Here is a 21,118-nt window from a genome sequence, read left to right on the forward strand (position 1 = left end):
TGCGCAGGTGATCCCGCCGCTATTTTATGTATGCTGACGCACGCCTTTGGGTTTTACCTGTCGCATACTTGTTACATAATTGAACGACCGAGTAAAAAGGAGCCGACGCATGCCCTGGCTACAAATCAAAGTTTCCATCCCACCCGAGCAGGCCGAAGCCTACGAAGACCTGTTGCTGGCCGCCGGTTGTGCTGCTGTTACCTATCAGGATGCTGCTGATCAGCCGATCTTCGAACCGGATCTGGGAACAACCCCTCTGTGGAGCGATACCGTTGTAACCGGCCTGTTCGCCGCCGAGCATGACCTGCGTGAAACACTGCAGTTGCTGCAGGCTGCGCAACAGCAAATCGCAACCGGTCAGACAGCACTGCCTGAGTTCAAGGCCGAGATTCTGGAAGACAAGGATTGGGAACGCGAGTGGATGGACAGCTATCACCCCATGCGTTTCGGTAACCGCCTCTGGGTCTGCCCCAGCTGGCGCGAAGCCCCGGAACCCGACGCGGTCAACCTGATGCTTGACCCCGGCCTGGCATTTGGCACCGGTACTCACCCCACCACTGCACTGTGTCTGGAATGGCTCGATGGCCAAACCCTGACTGAACAGCAGGTGGTCGACTATGGTTGCGGCAGCGGCATTCTCGGTATCGCCGCCCTGCTGCTCGGAGCCCGTCACGTACAGGCCGTGGATATCGATCCGCAGGCACTGACCGCGACCCGTGACAACCTGCAGCGTAACCAGCTGCCGGATGCCGCGCTCGATACGTACTTGCCGCTACAGGCTCCGATACTGGAAGCCGATCTGCTGGTGGCTAATATCCTGGCCGGGCCGCTGTGTGAGTTGGCACCGACCCTGGCGGCACGTGTACGCCCTGGTGGTAAAATCCTGCTATCCGGACTGTTGTCCCAGCAAGCAGATGAGATAAGATCCACCTATAGTCAATGGTTTAAAATGGACGAGCCCGGTGAGCGCGAAGGCTGGATACGCATCAGCGGGACCCGGCTGCAGGAGAGCTGATACTTGGTCATAACGCGCTGCCCCGATTGTCATGCCCGCTTTCGTGTGACCGATGGTCAGTTGATGCTGGCCGGGGGGCAGGTGCGATGTGGTGCCTGCCTGAGCGTCTTTGATGCTCAGGCCCATGCGTTGCAGCCACCATCACAGCCACCTGCGACGGTGGCACCGGCTCCTGCCGTAACAGCCAACGCGACACCGGCAAACACGATTGTCGAGCCCCCTGTCGAGGCATCGACCACACCTGACAGCAAGGCTTTCATCGCCACCGAGGCTATCGCTCCGGCTACCCCGACAGCGGCCCCGGCCTCCCCCCCATTGCCCTTCCGCGCCGAACCAATTGCCCTGCACAGTAATGCCATTAAGGACAGCAGTCCATTGGCAACCGCTGGCTGGCTGCTGCTCAGCCTGTGCGCCACCCTGATGCTGGCCGTACAGCTGCTGTGGTTTGAACGTGCCCATCTCGCCAGCCGCCCCGAACTGCACAGCATCTATGCCCTGCTGTGTGAGCAGGTCGACTGCAGCCTGACCCGCAACACCTTGAACCTGATCGAAAATCAGGGACTGCATGTACAACCGCACCCACAATATCGGGATGCGCTCAGTGTTTCCCTGCTACTGGAAAACACGGCCGCCTTCAGTCAGCCCTGGCCTGCGCTGCAGCTACGCTTCACCGATCTCAAGGAACGTCTGGTTGCCCAGCGCACGTTCCAGCCGGAGGAGTATCTGGATACCGCCAGCATCGACCCGCTGCGGATGCCGACCGGGCAACCGGTACAGATCGCGCTGGAACTGGCGTCCCCCGGACGTCGGGGTGTCAGTTACGAGCTGAAGCTGGTTCCCGCCCGCCAGACACCGGCAAAATAGGTTATTTTTTCATCAGAAACGGTTGGCCCTAAGAGGCCGAAAGAGTATCATTGGCCGCCTTCCGAAAGTTGACTCTGATTTGTTGCAGTAATGCCACGAATGGAGTTTCTTTTACCTTTTTGACAGGATGCGGCATGTTCAGGATCGGCCCATACAGCATTGACAGTCGGGTGATTCTGGCCCCTATGGCCGGGGTAACCGACCGTCCATTCAGGCAGCTCTGTCGTCGTATGGGGGCTGGCTTGGTTGTGTCCGAAATGGTCACCTCCGACAGCAGTCTCTGGCACACCCGCAAATCCAGCTTCCGGTTGGATCATAGTGGTGAAGCCGAACCCCGTTCAATCCAGATCGCCGGTGGCGACCCTGAGATGATGGCGGAAGCCGCACGGCTGAACGTAACCAACGGCGCACAAATCATCGACATCAACATGGGCTGTCCGGCCAAGAAGGTCTGTAACAAGGCCGCCGGTTCAGCACTATTGCGCGATGAAGCTCTGGTTCAGGACATTCTCCACGCCGTCGTCGAAGCCGTGGATGTGCCGGTGACCCTGAAGATCCGCACGGGCTGGTGCCCGGATAGCCGCAATGGCGTACGTATCGCCGAGATGGCTGAAGCGTCCGGCATTGCAGCACTGGCAGTACACGGACGTACCCGCGCAGACGCCTACCGTGGCGAGGCCGAATATGACACCCTCGCCCGTATCCGGCAGGCCATCACTATTCCCCTGTTCGCGAATGGCGATATCGACTCTGCACACAAGGCTGCCCATGTTCTGGAACAGACCGGTGCCGATGCCGTCATGATCGGCCGTGCGGCCCAGGGACGCCCCTGGATTCTTGGCCAGATCGATCATTATCTGCGCACCGGCGAACTCAGGCCAGACCCGGATATGGATGCCCAACATGAGATTCTCCGCGAGCATCTACATGCCTTGCATCAGTTTTACGGTGAGTACCTGGGGCTGCGCATCGCGCGCAAACACGTAGGCTGGTATCTGCAAAACAGCCACGACAACCGGGACTTTCGGCAACATTTTTTTCAACTTGAAACCGCATCAGATCAAGTGAACGCCGTGGACGCGTATTTTGCAGCCCGGCGTGATGCTGCTTGATCGCTGGATTGGGTACAGAAGTACAGTGGATACCAAAGACTTGAAACAGACAAAAAACAGCGCACCGACGCAGATCCCGCAACAGACACTGCGTGATACCGTACACCAGTCCCTGACCAGCTACTTCAAACAGCTGGACGGTCAGCCTGTTACCGATGTCTATCAGATGGTTCTGTCCGAAATCGAAGCCCCGCTGTTTGAAAGCGTGATGGCCTACACCAAGGACAACCAGACCAAGGCATCCGAAGTACTGGGCCTGAACCGTGGCACCCTGCGCAAGAAACTGAAACAGTACGGCCTGCTGTAACGAATTCATCTCGAACTGGAACGCTTAACATGTCTGAACAGAACACCACCCCGATTCGCCGCGCGCTGATCAGCGTGTCGGACAAAACCGGTATTGTTGATTTTGCCCGCGCACTGACTGCCGAGGGTGTCGAAATCCTGTCTACCGGCGGCACCTACAAGCTGCTGTGCGACAACGACATCGCCGCCGTTGAAGTCTCCGACTACACCGGTTTCCCGGAAATGATGGACGGCCGCGTCAAGACGCTGCACCCGAAAGTACACGGCGGCATTCTGGGCCGTCGCGGCACCGACGACGCCATCATGAGCGAGCATGGCATTCAGCCGATCGATATGGTTGTGGTTAACCTGTACCCGTTCGCGGCTACCATCGCCCGTCCGGATTGCGACCTGCCGATGGCAATCGAGAACATCGATATCGGTGGTCCGACCATGGTGCGTTCTGCAGCCAAAAACCATAAAGATGTTGCCATCGTCGTCAATGCATCTGACTACGACAGCATTATTGCCGAGCTGAAAGCCAACAGCGGTCTGGGCTACAAAACCCGTTTCGATCTGGCTGTGAAAGCGTTTGAGCACACCGCCGGTTATGACGGCATGATCGCCAACTACCTGGGTGCCATCGTTGAAGGCGACGAAGAGGTACCGGCCGACTTCCCGCGTACGTTCAACACCCAGTTCATCAAGGCGCAGGACATGCGTTACGGCGAGAACCCGCACCAGCGTGCGGCGTTCTATGTCGAACCCAACCCGTCCGAAGCCAGCGTGGCTACGGCCCGTCAGTTGCAGGGTAAAGAACTGTCCTTCAACAACGTGGCCGACACCGATGCGGCTCTGGAATGCGTCAAGCCGTTCCAGGAACCGGCTTGTGTCATCGTCAAGCATGCCAACCCCTGTGGCGTCGCCGTCGGTGGCGACATTCTGGAAGCCTATAACCGTGCCTTCCAGACCGATCCGACTTCGGCCTTCGGCGGCATCATCGCCTTCAACCGCGAGCTGGATGGCAAGACCGCTCAGGCGATCGTCGACCGTCAGTTCGTTGAAGTGATCATCGCCCCTACCGTCTCCCAGGAAGCCTCCGACATCGTTGCTGCCAAGCCGAACGTGCGCCTGCTGGCCTGCGGTGAATGGAGCAAAGAACGCATTCACGGCTTCGACTACAAGCGCGTCAACGGCGGCCTGCTGGTGCAGGACCGTGATCTGGGCATGATCGACGCGTCTCAGCTGAAGATCGTCACCCAGCGCCAGCCGAACGAACAGGAGATACGCGACCTGTTGTTCTGCTGGGAAGTGGCCAAGTACGTCAAGTCCAACGCCATTGTCTATGCCAAGAACGGCCAGACCATCGGTATCGGTGCAGGCCAGATGAGCCGTGTGTACTCCGCCAAGATCGCCGGTATCAAAGCCGCCGACGAAGGCCTGGTGGTACCGGGGTCTGTCATGGCATCCGACGCCTTCTTCCCGTTCCGTGACGGCATCGATGCTGCTGCCGAAGCCGGTATCACTGCGGTCATCCAGCCGGGTGGTTCCATGCGCGATCAGGAAGTGATCGACGCAGCTGACGAGCACGGCCTGGCCATGGTCTTCACCGGCATGCGCCATTTCCGTCATTAAAAGCGCCACTAAGACAGGGATTTGAACATGAATATTCTGGTTATCGGTTCCGGCGGTCGTGAGCACGCGCTGGCCTGGGCTGCGGCAAAAGATGCAGCCGTTGAACGTGTTTTCGTAGCACCCGGCAATGCCGGCACTGCCACTGAAGCCAAGGTCGAAAACGTCGCTATCGACGTGATGGATATTGACGCGCTGGTCGCTTTTGCCCGTGACAATGCCGTTGCACTGACCATCGTCGGCCCTGAAGCCCCGCTGGTTGCAGGCGTTGTCGATCGTTTCCGCGAAGCCGGTCTGGCCATCTTCGGCCCGACCGCCGGAGCGGCACAGCTGGAAGGCTCCAAAGCGTTCACCAAGGATTTCCTGGCCCGCCAGCAGATCCCGACCGCTGACTATCAGAACTTCACTGAAGTCGAACCGGCACTGGCTTATGTCCGTGAAAAGGGTGCCCCGATCGTGATCAAGGCCGACGGCCTTGCCGCAGGCAAGGGCGTTATCGTCGCGATGACCCTGGAAGAAGCCGAAGACGCCATCCGCGACATGCTCGCCGGCAACGCCTTCGGTGATGCAGGCAGCCGCGTTGTTGTCGAAGAGTTCCTCGACGGCGAAGAAGCCTCCTACATCGTTATGGTCGACGGCGACAATGTGCTGCCGATGGCCACCAGCCAGGACCACAAGCGTGTCGGCAACGGCGACACCGGTCTCAACACTGGCGGCATGGGTGCTTACTCACCCGCGCCCGTGGTGACAGCGGAGATCGACAAGCGCGTGATGGACGAAGTGATCATGCCGACCGTCAATGGCATGAAAGCGGAAGGCAACGAGTACACCGGCTTCCTGTACGCCGGTCTGATGATCATGGCCGACGGCACACCGAAAGTGATTGAGTACAACTGTCGCTTTGGTGATCCGGAAACCCAGCCGATCATGCTGCGCCTGAAATCCTCGCTGGTTGCCCTGTGCCAGGCGGCACTGGACAAGAAGCTGGATCAGACCACTGCAGAATGGGATGCACGCAAATCCGTTGGTGTGGTAATGGCAGCCGGTGGTTACCCTGGCGACTACGCCAAGGGCGACGTGATCAGCCTGCCGGACACCTGCCCGGAAGGCAGCAAAATCTTCCACGCCGGTACTCAGCTGGATGACAACGGCAACGTGGTCACCGCAGGGGGTCGTGTACTCTGCGTCACCGCACTGGGTGACAGCGTGACTGAAGCTCAGCAGCGTGCCTACGCGCTGTTGAAAGACGTCAGCTGGAAGGATGCCTACTTCCGTACCGATATCGCTTACCGCGCTATTGCACGGGAAAACGGCTAAGCCTTATCGAGTGTTGAAACAGCCGCCTTCGGGCGGCTGTTTGCATTCCCGAGAGCACCATGATGAACCTTGAAATATGGATCGCCCTGTTCGGCACCGCCGTACTGATCAGTCTATCACCCGGCGCAGGTGCCGCGACGGCCATGAGTGCCGGTCTCACCTACGGCGTTCGTGGTGCAGGCTGGACCACCTTCGGGCTGATGGCCGGTTATGCCATACAAATACTGATTGTGGCTGTCGGCCTGGGCAGCCTGATCGAGAGCTCCCCCGAACTGTTCACGACGATCAAATGGGTGGGCGTTGGCTACCTGGTCTGGCTCGGTATCCAGTTCTGGCGTCAACGGCAAAGTGCCGATATTGAATCCCAGATCTCGGCCCCCGGACCAAAGCGTTTCTGGCAGGCTGTACTGGTTAATACCACCAACCCCAAAGGGATCGTATTTCTGGTTGCACTGATGCCTCAGTTCATCGATCCGACGCTGCCGCAACAGCCTCAGCTGCTATTGATCAGTGCTACACTGCTGCTGACCGATGTGTGCATCATGACCGGTTATAGTGGCTTGGCTGCCACTTTACGCCACCGCTTTGCCGACCCTGTCGCCATGGTTTGGCAGCAGCGCATCGCCGGTAGCGCACTGATTGCAGCGGCCATGGCGTTATCGCTTGCCGCTCTGTAACCCTCAGGAGAAGGCAGGATGCCCAGCGCACACATACATGGAGTTCTGGTTGCTGCTCTGATCGCTACTCAGGCCATGGGCCTGAGCGGTTGCAGTCTGCGTCCATCACCCTCCACAGCGGTAACCGACGCGCCTTACTGCCTCCGTGCCGGTGACAACCAAGCATTCGATTGCACCGCTCCAGCCTTGCCGGTGCGCGACGTGCGCGACCCCCTGGCCCCTGCAACACAGGTTAATGATGAAGAGCTGATGACCTTGCTGGCCGAAATCAAACGCTGGCTGGCGCATCGCAAGCTGACACTGCAAGGGCACACCCTGCCACCTGAACCGGCTCCTGCAACCGCAACACCGGTAGCATCACCGACTGCCTCACCATCACTGCCCCGCCCCTGGTTGCTGATACTGGACGATTTCTCCCCGCAATCATTGCAGCGCACCAATTCCAGGCCTGCACCCTGAGCACCTTCCGACCCCGCTGCCATTGGCGCAATGCTGCACCCGCACACAACCATTGAGTTCACAGTAAATCTTTGATCGTAAAGCTGTACTTTGACCACCGCTGTGCTATTCCAAAGGTATCGGCGCTGCGATCCACAAGATCCGACATCGCCGCTTTTCATATCCGTTTTCCGATTTGGCTTGACCACGGAGGACCCCGTTATGTTGAAGCAGATGGAAAACGCCGGCTTGACCGACCTGCATTTCGGTCTGGATCCGGCAACAGGCCTGAGGGCGATCATCGCCATTCATTCCACCGCACGCGGCGCGGCCATCGGTGGCTGTCGCTTTATTCATTATGCCCGCGAACAGGATGCCATTACTGATGCCCTGCGGCTGGCCCGCGGCATGAGTTACAAGGCGGCACTGGCCGGACTGCCACACGGCGGCGGCAAGGCTGTCGTCATCCAGCCCGAAGGTGACTTTGATCGTACAGCCTTGATGCAGGCATTCGGCCGCTTTGTCGATCAGCTGGGGGGGCGTTACATCACCGCGATGGATAGCGGCACCGAAGTCGACGATATGGATACGATCGCCAGCAGCACGCGTTATGTCAGCTGTACCAGCGCCAGCGGCGATCCGTCCCCGCACACCGCTTTGGGTGTATTCGAAGGCATCAAATCAGCCGTACAGCACCGTCTGACACGCAGTACCCTGCAAGGGCTGACCGTCAGCATCCAGGGCCTGGGACATGTTGGCCACGCCCTGGCAGCCCATTTGCACAGCGCCGGAGCCCGTCTGATCGTGACCGATATTGATCCCGCCCGAGTACGCCGTTGTGTTGAAGAGTTTGGTGCCGAAGCGGTCGATGCCGATGCCATCTACGATGTTGAGGCCGACATCTTCAGCCCTTGCGGACTCGGTGCCACGCTCAATGCCGACACCATTCCCCGACTTCGGTGCAGCATTGTTGCCGGCTGTGCCAACAATCAGCTGGCGACCGATGACGACGGTAACCGCCTGCAAGCACGCGGCATTCTGTATGCACCGGATTACGTCATCAACGCCGGTGGACTGATCCACGTTGCTCTCCACCACGCCGGTCAGGACGGTGCGCACCGTGATGCCAAGATCCGTGAGATCGGCACAACGCTGGCTCACCTGTTCAGCGAGGCCGAGCGCAGTGGCCAGTCGGTGCACCATGTCGCCGATCTGCACGCTGAAACATTACTCAAGGCCGCCGTATCCGAATCTGCACAGGAGCGTCACCATGCATGAGATCAGTTACCGGGGTGAAATCCGCCTGACCCGTTACCTGGATGAGTCGGGTGCACCACTGGGCGACATGCCCGACTGGGCCTGTGGCGAACAGCCATGGGTACATTATTATCAGCAGATGGTGCTCGCTCGCCAGTTCGATACCAAAGCCATCAGCCTGCAGCGCACCGGTCAACTGGGTACCTACGCTTCACTGCTTGGTGCGGAAGCGATTGATGTGGTGTGCGCTTCACGGATGCAGACCGAAGACGTACTGGTGCCCTATTACCGCAATCATGCGATGCAGATGATTCGTGGCACGCCGATCGCTCGGTTGCTGCAATACTGGGGGGGCGACGAGCGCGGCAGCAGTGCCCCGGAAATGCAGCATGATCTGCCCAACGCCGTGCCCATCGCCACCCAGTGTCTGCACGCCTGCGGTGTCGCCACTGCACTCAAGTTGCGCCAGCAGCATCAGGCCGTCTTGACCGTTATTGGTGACGGCGGCACCTCCAAGGGCGATTTCATGGAGGCACTGAACGTGGCCGGAGCCTGGCAACTGCCCGTAGTCTTTGTCATCAACAACAACCAATGGGCCATTTCAGTACCGCGCAGCAAGCAGTGCATTGCCCCAACGCTGGCACAAAAGGCGCTGGGTGCCGGCATCCGCGGCGAACAGGTCGACGGCAATGATGCCATCGCCCTGCATGATGTGGTTGGTCAGGCACTGGAACGTGCTCGTGCCGGCAAGGGACCAACCCTAATCGAGGCACTCAGCTACCGCCTGTCGGACCATACCACCGCCGATGATGCCACCCGCTACCGCTCGGCGGATGAACTGAAGGCCGCCTGGGCACGAGATCCGGTGGCCCGTCTGCGCCATTGGCTGCACCAGCAAGGGCATTGGGATGAAGCACGCGAGCAGGCCTGGCAAGCGGAGACCAAACAGCTGATCGAGGCTGCCGTGGCTGATTACCTGGCTCTGCCGGCACAGCCGGTCGATGACCTGTACGACCATTTATATGCCGAGTGCCCGCCAACGCTGGCGGTACAGCGTGAGCAGGCGCGCGCCAAGCAGGCACGGCATGAACAGGGAGGAAGCGGCCATGAATGACAACGCCATTACGCTGCTGGAAGCGGTCAATCTTGCGCTGGCCCGCGCCATGGCCGACGATCCCGACGTTGTACTGCTGGGCGAGGATATTGGCACCAACGGCGGCGTATTCCGCGCCACCGCAGGCTTGCAGGAACGTTTCGGCGAGCGCCGGGTGATCGATACCCCGCTGGCGGAAACCATGATTGCAGGGCTCAGTGTAGGCATGGCCACGCAGGGCATGCGCCCGGTAGCCGAAATCCAGTTCATGGGCTTCATCTTTCCCGCCTTCGAACATTTGGTCGCTCATGCCGCCCGCATGCGTGCCCGCACGCGCGGACGCCTGAGTTGCCCGATGGTGTTGCGTGCGCCCTTCGGTGGCGGCATTCATGCACCGGAGCATCATTCAGAAAGTACCGAGGCGCTGCTCGCCCATATTCCGGGCCTGCGGGTTGTCATCCCCTCTTCACCGGCGCGAGCCTACGGGCTGTTACTGGCCGCCATCCGCTGTGATGATCCGGTTATTTTTCTGGAACCGAAACGGATCTATCGAGCCAGCAAAACCCTGATTGAAGACAACGGTCAGGCACTGCCGCTGGATACCTGTTTCACTCTGCGCGAAGGCAGCGATATTACCCTGATCAGCTGGGGAGCGATGATCAGTGAAACGCTGGATGCCGCCGACCGCCTGGCCGCTGAAGGAGTCAGCTGTGAAGTCATTGATGTCGCCACGCTCAACCCGATCGATCACGCCACGCTGGTGGCATCGGTCAGCAAGACCGGCCGCTGCGTCATCATCCATGAAGCCCCCCGCCACGGTGGCATGGGTGCCGAAATCGCGGCCACGCTGGGTGAACAGGCCCGTGCCGCACTGCTGGCACCTCCGTGCCGAGTCACCGGCCATGACACCCTGATGCCCTACTACCGCAACGAGCAGCTCTACCTGCCCGACACGGACGATATCGTCACCGCAGTCAAAGCGACAATGGAGTATGTGGAATGAAATATTTCAAATTGCCTGATCTGGGTGAAGGTCTGCCCGAAGCCGAAATTGTCGAATGGCACGTCAGTGAAGGCGATACGGTGGAGGTCGATCAGATTCTGGTCGCCGTGGAAACCGCCAAGGCCATTGTCGAGGTGCCCTCTCCTCAGGCCGGGGTCATTAGCCACCTGTTTGGTGCTGCCGGCGATACCATCCACACCGGCGAGCCACTGGTAGAGTTTGCCGGCAACGAAGACGCTGACAGCGGTACGGTTGTCGGTCAGCTGAGCCGGGCCAAGAGTACGGACAGTCAGCGCGAAAGCTTCATCATTGGTGCCGCTCCCAGCAGTAAACAGGCAGTGGGCCAGCGTACCACCGCCGCAGTACGGTCGCTGGCCCAGCGGCTGGATGTCAGTCTCGACACCCTGCACGGGTCGGGTCCCGAGGGACGCGTAACCGTTGAAGATGTCGAACATGCCGCCAGTCTGGATCAATCCGTTGGTGCTCCTGAAGCCCTCAAGGGCGTGCGCAAACAGATGGCTCGCACCATGGCCCAGGCACATGCCGAAGTGGTGCCGGTCACTCTATGCGAAGATGCCGATATCGATCATTGGCCGGAGGGCAGCGATATTACCCTGCGTCTGATTCAGGCGATCGGTGCAGCCTGTGAAGCAGTGCCGGAACTGAACGTCTGGTTCGACGGCCATCAACTCGCACGTCGGCACCACCAGAAGATCGACCTCGGTGTTGCCGTCGATACCGAACAGGGGCTATTCGTGCCTGTGTTACGAGATATCGGCAACCGCCCGTCTGCGGACCTGCGTGCAGGACTCGACCGGCTCAGAACTGATGTGCGTGCCCGCTCAATCCCGCCAGCGGAAATGCAGGGCGCGACCATTACCCTGAGCAATTTCGGCACCCTGGCCGGACGCTACGCCAGCCCGGTGGTCGTCCCACCCCAGGTCGCCATCGTCGGAGCCGGTGTCATCCGCCGCCAGCCGGTCGCCGTAGACAATGACGTACAGGTCCACAAAGTGATGCCGCTATCGCTGACCTTTGACCATCGAGCCGCCACCGGGGGCGAAGCTGCACGTTTCATGCAGGCATTGATCCAATCCCTGTCGGCGTAACCTGATCATCACCGCCTTGCACGACTGAACGAGTACGGGATACAGAACGTATTCCGTACAGTACGGTCGATATTAATAAGGGAGGTGAAATCGATTTATTACACGCGTCTTTGCCCTTGACTCCCGCTAATCTGGACTACACTGAAATTAGCGAAGAACGCAGCCCACTGGTTCATAAGCGTTTGAAATTTCAGTGGCTAGCGCAAATAACAGGAAGGTGAGCATGAGTATATTTGACCACTACAAAGCCCGTTATTCAGCGATCCAGCAGGAAGAAATGAGCCTGCAGGAATATCTCAGCCTGTGTAAGGAAAAACCGGAGGTTTATGCCAACGCACCTGAGCGCATGCTCAAGGCGATCGGTGAAGCGGAAGTCGTTGATACTGCGCGGGATCCGCGTTTGAGCCGTATTTTTTCCAATAAGGTTATCAAGCGCTATCCAGCTTTCAGCGAGTTCTATGGCATGGAAGAAGCGATCGAGAACATCGTCTCCTACTTCCGCCATGCGGCGCAGGGGCTGGAAGAGAAGAAACAGATTCTATATCTGCTGGGTCCGGTCGGCGGCGGCAAGTCTTCATTGGCCGAGCGCCTCAAGCACTTGATGGAACACATTCCCTTCTACGCGATCAAGGGTTCTCCCGTCTTTGAATCACCACTGGGCCTGTTCAAGCCCGAGGAAGACGCTGAAATTCTGGAACAGGAATATGACATTCCGGCGCGCTACCTGCGCGGTATCATGTCGCCCTGGGCCGTCAAGCGCCTGCATGAATATGGCGGCGATATCACCAAATTCAGGGTGGTAAAACTGTTCCCGTCCATTCTCGATCAGATCGGGATTGCCAAAACAGAGCCTGGCGACGAAAACAACCAGGATATCTCCAGCCTGGTCGGTAAGGTCGATATCCGTAAGCTGGAAGAATATCCACAGCACGATCCTGATGCGTACAGTTTTTCAGGCGCACTTTGCCGCGCCAACCAGGGCATCATGGAGTTCGTCGAGATGTTCAAGGCGCCGATCAAGGTGCTGCACCCGCTGCTGACCGCGACCCAGGAAGGTAACTACAACAGCACCGAAGGCATGGGCGCCATTCCCTATGACGGTATCCTGCTGGCCCACTCCAACGAATCCGAGTGGCAGACTTTCAAGAACAACAAGACCAACGAAGCGTTCATTGACCGTGTATACACCGTGAAGGTGCCGTACTGCACCCGGATCACGGAAGAAGTGGATATCTATGCAAAACTGCTGGAAAACAGCTCACTGCACGAGGCCCCCTGCGCACCTGACACCCTGAACATGCTGGCCCAGTTCACGGTATTGTCACGACTGAAAGAGCCGGAAAACTCCAGCATTTACTCCAAGATGCGGATCTACGACGGTGAAAATCTCAAGGATACCGACCCCCGCGCCAAGTCGATGCAGGAATACAAGGACGCCGCCGGCGTTAATGAAGGCATGGACGGCCTGTCGACCCGTTTCGCCTTCAAGATTCTCTCCAAGGTCTTCAACTTCGATCCTACCGAAGTGGCCGCCAACCCGGTTCACTTGATGCATGTGCTGGAACGCGAAATCGGCCAGCAGCAGTTCCCCAATGAAGTGCAGGAACGTTACATCGGGTTCCTTAAGGAGTTCATTGCGCCGAAATATATCGAATTCCTCGGCAAGGAGATCCAGACCGCTTATCTGGAATCCTATTCCGAATATGGCCAGAACATCTTTGACCGCTACGTCACCTATGCGGACTTCTGGATTCAGGACCAGGAGTACCGTGATCCGGAAACCGGCGACATCCTCGACCGCCAGGCGATCAACGAAGAACTGGAGAAAATCGAAAAACCGGCCGGAATCAGCAACCCGAAAGATTTCCGCCACGAAATCGTCAACTTCGTATTACGTGCCCGCGCCAGCAACAATGGCAAGAATCCGGCCTGGAACAGCTATGAAAAAATGCGTTCCGTCATCGAGAAGAAAATGTTCGCCAATACCGAAGACCTGCTGCCGGTAATCTCCTTCAACCCGAAAGCATCGTCCGACGATCAGAAAAAACATGGCGAGTTCGTCAAACGCATGACCGAACGCGGTTACACCGAGAAGCAGGTGCGCCTGTTGTCCGAATGGTATATCCGCGTACGCAAATCGCAATAAGGAGACCGCGCGCCACACACTGAAGGAATTGAACCGAACAGCCACGCAGCAACTTCCATACGTGGCTGTTTCTCCGGGAGCCGGATATATGAGCTATATCATCGATCGCCGTGAGAATGCGAAGAAGAAAAGCACGGTCAACCGCCAACGCTTTTTGCGTCGCTACAAGCAGCACATTAAAAAGGCTGTTGAAGAGGCGATACACGACCGCTCGATCAGGGATATCGATCAGGGCGGACAGGTTACCATCCCCAAACGGGACATCTCCGAGCCGGTGTTTCACCATGGTGAAGGCGGCCTGCGCCATAAAATTTTCCCTGGCAACAAGGAGTTCGTGGAAGGCGACGAATTCAAACGTCCCGAAGGTGGAGGCGGCGGTGCTGGCCAGGGCAAAGCCAGCAACCAGGGCGAAGGCGAGGACGAATTTACCTTCAACATCAGCCAGGAAGAGTTTCTCGACTTCATGTTTGAAGATCTGGAGCTGCCCTGGATGGTGCGTAAGCAACTGAAGGATGCCACTTCATTCGAGACCCGTCGTGCCGGCTTTACCAGCAGCGGTTCTCCGGAAAAACTGCACATCGTACGCTCACTGCGTGCTGCACACGCACGCCGCATCGCACTGACCGACAAGGACGTTCGCAAGCAGATCCGTGTCCTGCGCAAGGAGCTCTGGGCGCTGGAAGAAACGCCTGCAAGCCCCGAACGTACCGAGAAAATTGATGCGTTGCGTGCACAGATTGCCGTGCTGGAAAAGAGTTCACGCAAGCTGCCCTTCCTCGACGACTTCGATCTGCGCTACACCAACCTGGTCCGCGTGCCGCTGCCCTCAAGCAAGGCGGTGATGTTCTGCATCATGGATGTCTCAGGCTCAATGACCCAAAGCGTCAAGGATATCGCCAAACGCTTTTTCATCCTGCTGTATCTGTTTCTGAACCGGAACTACAAGCAGATAGAGGTGGTGTTCGTACGTCACCATACACATGCCAAGGAAGTGGATGAGCAGGAATTTTTCTACTCTCGGGAAACCGGTGGCACCATTGTGTCCAGCGCCCTTTCCATGAGTGCCGATATCATTGACTCACGTTACCCGCCGGAAGACTGGAACATCTATATCGCCCAGGCCTCCGACGGCGACAACTGGGACGGTGATTCAGCCACCTGCAGCAAGATTCTGACCGAGCGCATTCTGCCCAAGACTCAATATTACGCCTACGTCGAGATCACCACCGGTCCACACCAGAATCTCTGGCATGAATACGAACATGTCCATGAGGCCTTTGAGGAACGCTTTGCCATGCAACAGATTACCGATGCCGGTGAGATTTATCCGGTGTTCAGACGTCTGTTCGAGAAACGTACGGAGGGAGCCCATGAGCCGTCGTAAAGCATCCCAACCGATTTCCACCGGGTCTGACTGGACCTTTGAATTGATCGAGGCATACGACCGTGAAATAGGCCGTATTGCCGCTGATTTCGGACTGGACACCTACCCCAACCAGATCGAGATCATTACCTCCGAGCAGATGATGGATGCCTATTCATCGGTCGGTATGCCGCTGAACTACAACCACTGGTCATTCGGCAAGCAGTTCGTCGATACCGAACAGAACTACAAGCGTGGCCGCATGGGGCTGGCCTATGAGATTGTCATCAACTCCGATCCCTGCATCGCGTATCTGATGGAAGAAAACACCATCACCATGCAGGCGCTGGTGATCGCCCATGCCTGTTATGGCCACAACTCCTTTTTCAAGGGCAACTACCTGTTCCGCACCTGGACCGATGCCAGCGCCATTATTGACTACCTCCTGTTTGCCAAGAACTATATCCGTCAGTGCGAGGAAAAACACGGCGTCGAGGAAGTGGAAAAACTGCTCGACTCCTGCCATGCGCTGATGAACTACGGGGTCAACCGATATAAACGTCCACGTCCGCTGACCGCCGCCGAGGAGCGTGAGCGCCAGCGTTCGCGGGAAGAGTACATCCAGAGCCACCTGAATGATCTGTGGAACACCACCGTACCGCAACGTATCGATGAGGAGGCTGGCAAATACCCACGCTTTCCCGCTGAACCCGAAGAAAACATTCTCTATTTCATCGAAAAGAACGCCCCACTGCTGGAGCCCTGGCAGCGTGAAGTCCTGCGTATTGTGCGCAAGATTGCCCAGTATTTTTATCCGCAGAAACAGACTCAGGTGATGAACGAGGGCTGGGCATGCTTCTGGCATTACACCCTGCTGCATCAGCTGTTCGATGAAGGCCTGGTCACCGACGGCTTCATGATGGAGTTTCTACATTCGCACTCCAGCGTTATCTATCAGCCACCATTCGACAGCCCCTACTTCAATGGCATCAACCCCTATACGCTGGGTTACCACATGATGCAGGACATCCGTCGTATCTGTGAGCATCCCACCGATGAAGACCGCGAATGGTTCCCTGATATTGCCGGCAGCGACTGGCTGAAAACGTTGGATCAGGCCATGCGCAACTTCAAGGATGAGAGCTTTATCCTGCAGTTCCTGTCGCCCCGACTGATCCGCGAACTGAAGCTGTTCTCAATCATGGACGACAGCAGCCGCCCGACACTCAAGGTCGACGCCATCCACAACGAGCGCGGTTATCGGGCCATACGCGAGTCGCTGGCAGCCCAATACAATTTGGGCAACCGCGAACCCAATATTCAGGTCTACAACGTCAACATCCGTGGCGATCGTACGCTGGCACTGAGGCATTACATGCACAACGGTCAGCCCATGGGAGAATCCACCGATGAAGTGCTCAAACATCTGCACCGCCTGTGGGGGTTTCAGGTTCAGCTCGACTCGGTGACACCCGATGGCACCACCGTGAAATCCTATGCCTGTCCGGCGCAAGAAGCATCAGTTGAGGCGACCGCTTAGAGATGGCTATACTGATAGCCATCTACCCATGGAGAATATGAGCCCGTTATGGACTGTCTGTTTTGTAAAATCCTCGACCGGGAAATTCCGGCCGAGGTCGTCTATGAAGACGACAAGGTTCTGGCCTTCCGCGATATCAATCCGCAGGCACCGTTCCACTGCCTGATCATTCCGCGCAAGCATATCGCTACGCTGAACGATATTGCGGATGCAGACCAGGCTCTGGTTGGCCACATGATTCAGGCGGCCGCCACTATTGCCCAGCAACAAGGATTTGAGCAAGACGGCTACCGCACCGTGTTCAACTGCAACACGCACGGGGGCCAAACCGTCTACCACATTCACCTGCATCTGCTCGGAGGCAAGCCTATGGGCTGGCCTCCCTATCAGGACACACTGAAAACTCCCGTAACCAACTAGACACTGCCGCCGGGTCTCCTGTACCCGGCTTGCCTCACCGCCTTGCCCACGATCAAGCCCAGCGCCGGTATCATCCATTTAATGTTGCACTGCGTCATAAAGCGTTCATTATGGAACTCTAGTCTTGGCCATTAGATAAGCAGAGGGATTTTTCATGTCGACTACAGCCGATTCGCCCGTTACCACCGAAACACCTCCCATGCATAACCAGCTCGAGTTTTTCATCGAGCAGGCACGCAAGGCAGGCCCGATTCGTACCGCCGTCGTCCACCCCGTGGACCACAACAGCCTGCTGGGTGCAATCGAAGCGGCTGAACAGGGTCTGATCGAGCCCTTGCTGGTCGGCCCCGAATACAAGATCCGTGCGGCGGCAGAGATCGAGAATATTGATCTGACGCCTTATAAAATCATCAGTACCGAGCATAGTCATCAAGCAGCAGAATGCGCCTGTGATCTGGTGCGTCAGGCCAAGGCCGAAGCCTTGATGAAGGGTAGCCTGGGCACCTCCGAACTGCTCAGTGCCGTCGTGCACAAAACCAAGGGCATACGCACCGAGCGTCGCCTGAGCCATGTCTTCGTATTCGATATCCCCAACTACCACAAACCCCTGGTGATCACCGATGCCGCCATCAACGTGGCACCGGACCTCTGGGTGAAACGCGATATCGTGCAAAACGCGATCGATTTCTGTCACTCCTTGGGCAATGCGCAACCCAAAGTGGCAATCCTGTCTGCGGTGGAAAAGATCAAACCCAATCTGCAAAGCACCATCGATGCCGCCGCACTGTGCAAAATGGCGGACCGAGGACAGATTACCGGAGCCATTCTCGACGGCCCGCTGGCCTTCGATAACGCGATTTCGCTACAGGCGGCGCTCGACAAGCATATCAACTCACCCGTGTCCGGTGATGCCGACATTCTGCTGGCACCCGACCTGGAAGCCGCCAATATGATCGCCAAGCAGTTGATCTATCTGGCCGATGCCAAGTCCGCAGGCCTCGCCGTAGGTGCGCGCGTACCGATCATTCTGACCAGTCGCGCCGAAGGCACACTGGGCCGCCTGGCATCCTGCGCACTGGCTTCGTACATGGTCAAGCATGCTCAGGGAGTCAAGTGATGGATACCATCCTCACCGTCAACGGCGGCTCTTCCAGCCTTAAGTGCGGTCTGTATGCCCTTCGAGCTGGCGAGCTGCACTGCCTGTTTCACCTCAAGGTAGAAAATTTGCTGGGTGAACGTACCCTGTTCAAGGTTCGTGACGAACAGAACTCGGTGCTGGATGAACAGCTACTGGATTGCCAGGCGGTAGCCCATGACGCGCGTCACCAGTTTGCGCTGCAGGCCGTTCTGCAATGGGTGGAGGCGCATTTGCCCGACTCACACCTGATCGCCACCGGTCACCGTGTGGTACATGGCGGCGACCTCTTCAGTGCACCGGTATTGCTGGATGATGACAAACTCGAACAGTTGCAGCAGTTCATCCCGCTGGCCCCGCTGCATCAGCCGTACAACCTGAAACTGGTCGAGGCCTGCCGCCTGCTGGCACCGGAACTGCCGATCGTGGCCTGCTTCGACACCATGTTCCATGCGGCACAACCTCGCCTCGAACGTCTTTATGCCCTGCCGCGTCGACTGGTCGACAAAGGCGTCCACCGCTACGGTTTCCACGGTCTGTCCTATGAGTATATCCAGCGCCAGCTAACGCTGGCCGGTGCCGGTCATTTTAAAACGGTCGCTTGCCATCTGGGCGCCGGTGCCAGCATGTGTGCCATCGGCCAGGGTCAGTCCATCGCCTCCAGCATGGGCTTCACTGCCGTAGAAGGTCTGCCGATGGGCAGTCGTACCGGCAACCTGGACCCGGGTGTACTGCTTTACCTGATGCGGGAAGAGAACATGGATGTGGATGCACTGGAACACCTGCTTTACAAGGAAAGCGGCTGGCTGGGAATTTCCGGCATCAGTTCCGATATGAAAACGCTGCATGCGGCCGATGATGCCAACGCCGAAGAAGCGATCGATCTGTTCTGCTATCGCATCGCGCTGGAGATGGGACGCCTGACCGCAGCACTGGAAGGGGTCGAACAACTGGTGTTTTCGGGCGGTGTCGGCGAAAACGACGCCGACGTTCGCGCCCGCGTCCTGCAACGCTGTGCGTGGCTTGGAATCAAGCTGGACACCGACGCCAACCAGCGCAACGCAGGCATCATCAGCACACCCGACTCAACCGTGACCGTACGCGTGATCCCCACCAATGAAGAAGCGATGATCGCCACGCATGTCACAGAGCTGTTGCACTAAGGTGATGAGGGGTGGCGGGCTCAGCTCTGAGCCGCCGCCCGCTGTCTGACCGCCTCGAACAGGCATACGCCGGTAGCCACGGAAACGTTCAGGCTGCTGACTTCTCCGGCCATGGGAATGTTGATCAACTGATCACAATTCTCACGGGTCAAACGACGCATGCCCTTGCCTTCCGCGCCCATCACCAATGCACAGGGACCGGTCAGGTCGGTCTGATACACGCTGGCTTCCGCTTCGCCAGCAGTACCCGTGATCCAGATGCCACGCTGTTGCAATAACTGCAGGGTACGCGCCAGATTGGTAACCTGAATATAGGGCACCACTTCGGCTGCACCACAGGCAACCTTGGCAACAGTCGCATTCAACGGCGCGGACTTGTCCTTGGGCGCAATCACCAGCGTGACTCCGGCCGCATCCGCCGTACGCAGGCAGGCACCGAGATTATGTGGATCGGTAACGCCATCGAGAATCAGCAGCAGCGGCGCTTCACCGGCATAATCCAGCAGAGTGTCCAGCGCCTTTTCCGACAGCGCCTTGATCGGCTCACATTCAGCAATCACACCTTGGTGACGCCCACCACCAGTGCGCAGATCCAGCTGTGCTTTCGGCTCTTCGACCACTTTGATATTCAGGGTCTCGGCGGTGTCCAGCAGCGTCTGCACACGCTCATCACGTCGCCCCTGCTGCACCCACAAGCGGCGTACACGGCCGGGGTTACGGTTGAGCAAGCTGGTTACGGCATGCAGACCAAAGATATCGGTTTGACTCATGGGACTCCCAAGGGTGCAATCAGAGGAATTACGGCTGCCTATTATGCGGTAAAACCAATAAAAAAGCCGCCCATTGGGCGGCTTTCTCATACCTGCGGAGTGGATCAGCCCGCGAGGCCCGCAAATACCTTATCGCGGATATCATCAACGCTACCAACACCTTCTACGTAAACGTAGGCCGGTGCATTGGCATCACCGCGCTCGTTCCAGCCACGGTAGTAATTGATCAGCGGTGCCGTCTGCTCGTGGTATACCTTCAAGCGCAGACGCACGGTTTCTTCCTTGTCATCTTCACGCTGCACCAGCTCGTCACCGGTCACGTCATCAATGCCTTCCTGCTTAGGCGGATTGAATACGACATGGTAAGTACGACCTGACGCCGGGTGTACACGACGACCGCTCATGCGGTTAATGATTTCAGCATCGGCAACGTCGATTTCAACAACGGCATCAATATCAACACCGGCGTCTTTCAGGGCATCGGCCTGCGGCAGCGTGCGCGGGAAACCGTCGAACAGGAAGCCCTTGGCGCAGTCAGCTTCGGCAATACGCTCTTTAACCAGACCGATAATGATGTCATCGGAGACCAAACCGCCAGCATCCATCACTTCTTTTGCCTGTTTGCCCAGCGGAGTGCCTGCCTTGACTGCGGCACGCAACATGTCGCCCGTGGAGATCTGCGGAATGCCGTATTTTTCAGTAATGAACTGGGCCTGTGTGCCTTTGCCCGCTCCGGGTGCTCCAAGCAGAATAATGCGCATTTATTTTGTCTCCTGAAA

General features: G+C 57.8%; 20 protein-coding genes. 18 read left to right on the forward strand and 2 right to left on the reverse strand.

The features are described 5' to 3' along the window. Positions 1 to 109: 109 nt before the first annotated feature. The 18 genes from prmA to CLV44_RS04290 all read left to right on the forward strand — a co-directional run bounded on the left by prmA (position 110) and on the right by CLV44_RS04290 (position 19,569). Complete coding sequence (gene prmA / locus CLV44_RS04205; protein WP_106590857.1) at positions 110 to 1,015, forward strand: 50S ribosomal protein L11 methyltransferase; 906 nt, start codon at positions 110 to 112, stop codon at positions 1,013 to 1,015. 3 nt (positions 1,016 to 1,018) lie between these two features. Next, complete coding sequence (locus CLV44_RS04210; protein WP_106590858.1) at positions 1,019 to 1,879, forward strand: DUF3426 domain-containing protein; 861 nt, start codon at positions 1,019 to 1,021, stop codon at positions 1,877 to 1,879. Between the two features lie 134 nt (positions 1,880 to 2,013). Continuing rightward, complete coding sequence (dusB, locus tag CLV44_RS04215) at positions 2,014 to 2,991, forward strand: tRNA dihydrouridine synthase DusB (protein WP_106590859.1); 978 nt, start codon at positions 2,014 to 2,016, stop codon at positions 2,989 to 2,991. After that, positions 2,981 to 3,298, forward strand: a complete 318-nt coding sequence (gene fis / locus CLV44_RS04220; protein WP_425436394.1) for a DNA-binding transcriptional regulator Fis — start codon at positions 2,981 to 2,983, stop codon at positions 3,296 to 3,298. The genes dusB and fis overlap by 11 nt, the downstream gene beginning before the upstream one ends. Before the next feature lie 29 nt (positions 3,299 to 3,327). Continuing rightward, complete coding sequence (gene purH, locus CLV44_RS04225; RefSeq protein WP_106590861.1) at positions 3,328 to 4,911, forward strand: bifunctional phosphoribosylaminoimidazolecarboxamide formyltransferase/IMP cyclohydrolase; 1,584 nt, start codon at positions 3,328 to 3,330, stop codon at positions 4,909 to 4,911. Positions 4,912 to 4,938: 27 nt separating this feature from the next. Beyond that, complete coding sequence (gene purD, locus CLV44_RS04230) at positions 4,939 to 6,225, forward strand: phosphoribosylamine--glycine ligase (RefSeq protein ID WP_106590862.1); 1,287 nt, start codon at positions 4,939 to 4,941, stop codon at positions 6,223 to 6,225. Positions 6,226 to 6,287: 62 nt separating this feature from the next. Next, positions 6,288 to 6,902 (forward strand): LysE family transporter, encoded by a 615-nt coding sequence (locus CLV44_RS04235; protein WP_106590863.1) that lies wholly within the window; start codon positions 6,288 to 6,290, stop codon positions 6,900 to 6,902. 18 nt (positions 6,903 to 6,920) lie between these two features. Continuing rightward, on the forward strand, positions 6,921 to 7,361 hold the full coding sequence (locus CLV44_RS04240; RefSeq protein ID WP_106590864.1) for a hypothetical protein: 441 nt from the start codon (positions 6,921 to 6,923) through the stop codon (positions 7,359 to 7,361). 201 nt (positions 7,362 to 7,562) lie between these two features. Next, positions 7,563 to 8,618, forward strand: a complete 1,056-nt coding sequence (locus CLV44_RS04245; protein ID WP_106590865.1) for a Leu/Phe/Val dehydrogenase — start codon at positions 7,563 to 7,565, stop codon at positions 8,616 to 8,618. Then, a complete protein-coding gene (gene pdhA, locus CLV44_RS04250; protein ID WP_106590866.1) occupies positions 8,611 to 9,711 on the forward strand; it encodes a pyruvate dehydrogenase (acetyl-transferring) E1 component subunit alpha in 1,101 nt (366 codons plus the stop codon). The genes CLV44_RS04245 and pdhA overlap by 8 nt, the downstream gene beginning before the upstream one ends. Then, a complete protein-coding gene (locus tag CLV44_RS04255; protein WP_245912598.1) occupies positions 9,683 to 10,693 on the forward strand; it encodes an alpha-ketoacid dehydrogenase subunit beta in 1,011 nt (336 codons plus the stop codon). Before pdhA ends, CLV44_RS04255 begins: the two co-directional genes overlap by 29 nt. Then, positions 10,690 to 11,802: a dihydrolipoamide acetyltransferase family protein gene (locus tag CLV44_RS04260; protein WP_106590868.1), complete on the forward strand. Its 1,113-nt coding sequence runs from the start codon at positions 10,690 to 10,692 to the stop codon at positions 11,800 to 11,802. Before CLV44_RS04255 ends, CLV44_RS04260 begins: the two co-directional genes overlap by 4 nt. A gap of 223 nt (positions 11,803 to 12,025) precedes the next feature. After that, positions 12,026 to 13,948: a PrkA family serine protein kinase gene (locus CLV44_RS04265; RefSeq protein WP_106590869.1), complete on the forward strand. Its 1,923-nt coding sequence runs from the start codon at positions 12,026 to 12,028 to the stop codon at positions 13,946 to 13,948. 88 nt (positions 13,949 to 14,036) lie between these two features. Further along, positions 14,037 to 15,332: a YeaH/YhbH family protein gene (locus CLV44_RS04270; RefSeq protein ID WP_106590870.1), complete on the forward strand. Its 1,296-nt coding sequence runs from the start codon at positions 14,037 to 14,039 to the stop codon at positions 15,330 to 15,332. Continuing rightward, positions 15,319 to 16,851: a SpoVR family protein gene (locus CLV44_RS04275; protein ID WP_106590871.1), complete on the forward strand. Its 1,533-nt coding sequence runs from the start codon at positions 15,319 to 15,321 to the stop codon at positions 16,849 to 16,851. Before CLV44_RS04270 ends, CLV44_RS04275 begins: the two co-directional genes overlap by 14 nt. 48 nt (positions 16,852 to 16,899) lie before the next feature. After that, positions 16,900 to 17,271, forward strand: a complete 372-nt coding sequence (locus tag CLV44_RS04280) for a histidine triad nucleotide-binding protein (RefSeq protein WP_106590872.1) — start codon at positions 16,900 to 16,902, stop codon at positions 17,269 to 17,271. Positions 17,272 to 17,425: 154 nt separating this feature from the next. Then, a complete protein-coding gene (locus CLV44_RS04285) occupies positions 17,426 to 18,388 on the forward strand; it encodes a bifunctional enoyl-CoA hydratase/phosphate acetyltransferase (protein ID WP_106590873.1) in 963 nt (320 codons plus the stop codon). Then, positions 18,388 to 19,569 carry an acetate/propionate family kinase gene (locus CLV44_RS04290; protein ID WP_106590874.1) on the forward strand — a complete coding sequence of 394 codons (1,182 nt, stop codon included), beginning with the start codon at positions 18,388 to 18,390 and terminating at the stop codon, positions 19,567 to 19,569. Before CLV44_RS04285 ends, CLV44_RS04290 begins: the two co-directional genes overlap by 1 nt. Before the next feature lie 20 nt (positions 19,570 to 19,589). Here the strand turns inward: CLV44_RS04290 and rlmB are convergent, their stop codons facing one another. Together rlmB and adk are read right to left on the reverse strand one after the other, a co-directional pair. Further along, positions 19,590 to 20,339: a 23S rRNA (guanosine(2251)-2'-O)-methyltransferase RlmB gene (gene rlmB / locus CLV44_RS04295; protein WP_106590875.1), complete on the reverse strand. Its 750-nt coding sequence runs from the start codon at positions 20,337 to 20,339 to the stop codon at positions 19,590 to 19,592. A gap of 104 nt (positions 20,340 to 20,443) precedes the next feature. Further along, positions 20,444 to 21,100: an adenylate kinase gene (gene adk, locus CLV44_RS04300; protein WP_106590876.1), complete on the reverse strand. Its 657-nt coding sequence runs from the start codon at positions 21,098 to 21,100 to the stop codon at positions 20,444 to 20,446. Between the last annotated feature and the right edge of the window lie 18 nt (positions 21,101 to 21,118).

This window comes from Marinobacterium halophilum, from assembly GCF_003014615.1.
Taxonomy (GTDB): Bacteria; Pseudomonadota; Gammaproteobacteria; order Pseudomonadales; family Balneatricaceae; genus Marinobacterium; species Marinobacterium halophilum.

Coding starts and splice junctions, on each gene's coding strand:
- prmA (WP_106590857.1), top strand. CDS start 110: ATGCCCTGGCTACAAATCAAAGTTTCCATCCCACCCGAGCAGGCCGAA.
- dusB (WP_106590859.1), top strand. CDS start 2,014: ATGTTCAGGATCGGCCCATACAGCATTGACAGTCGGGTGATTCTGGCC.
- fis (WP_425436394.1), top strand. CDS start 2,981: ATGCTGCTTGATCGCTGGATTGGGTACAGAAGTACAGTGGATACCAAA.
- purH (WP_106590861.1), top strand. CDS start 3,328: ATGTCTGAACAGAACACCACCCCGATTCGCCGCGCGCTGATCAGCGTG.
- purD (WP_106590862.1), top strand. CDS start 4,939: ATGAATATTCTGGTTATCGGTTCCGGCGGTCGTGAGCACGCGCTGGCC.
- CLV44_RS04235 (WP_106590863.1), top strand. CDS start 6,288: ATGAACCTTGAAATATGGATCGCCCTGTTCGGCACCGCCGTACTGATC.
- CLV44_RS04240 (WP_106590864.1), top strand. CDS start 6,921: ATGCCCAGCGCACACATACATGGAGTTCTGGTTGCTGCTCTGATCGCT.
- CLV44_RS04245 (WP_106590865.1), top strand. CDS start 7,563: ATGTTGAAGCAGATGGAAAACGCCGGCTTGACCGACCTGCATTTCGGT.
- pdhA (WP_106590866.1), top strand. CDS start 8,611: ATGCATGAGATCAGTTACCGGGGTGAAATCCGCCTGACCCGTTACCTG.
- CLV44_RS04255 (WP_245912598.1), top strand. CDS start 9,683: ATGAACAGGGAGGAAGCGGCCATGAATGACAACGCCATTACGCTGCTG.
- CLV44_RS04260 (WP_106590868.1), top strand. CDS start 10,690: ATGAAATATTTCAAATTGCCTGATCTGGGTGAAGGTCTGCCCGAAGCC.
- CLV44_RS04265 (WP_106590869.1), top strand. CDS start 12,026: ATGAGTATATTTGACCACTACAAAGCCCGTTATTCAGCGATCCAGCAG.
- CLV44_RS04270 (WP_106590870.1), top strand. CDS start 14,037: ATGAGCTATATCATCGATCGCCGTGAGAATGCGAAGAAGAAAAGCACG.
- CLV44_RS04275 (WP_106590871.1), top strand. CDS start 15,319: ATGAGCCGTCGTAAAGCATCCCAACCGATTTCCACCGGGTCTGACTGG.
- CLV44_RS04280 (WP_106590872.1), top strand. CDS start 16,900: ATGGACTGTCTGTTTTGTAAAATCCTCGACCGGGAAATTCCGGCCGAG.
- CLV44_RS04285 (WP_106590873.1), top strand. CDS start 17,426: ATGTCGACTACAGCCGATTCGCCCGTTACCACCGAAACACCTCCCATG.
- CLV44_RS04290 (WP_106590874.1), top strand. CDS start 18,388: ATGGATACCATCCTCACCGTCAACGGCGGCTCTTCCAGCCTTAAGTGC.
- rlmB (WP_106590875.1), bottom strand. CDS start 20,339: ATGAGTCAAACCGATATCTTTGGTCTGCATGCCGTAACCAGCTTGCTC.
- adk (WP_106590876.1), bottom strand. CDS start 21,100: ATGCGCATTATTCTGCTTGGAGCACCCGGAGCGGGCAAAGGCACACAG.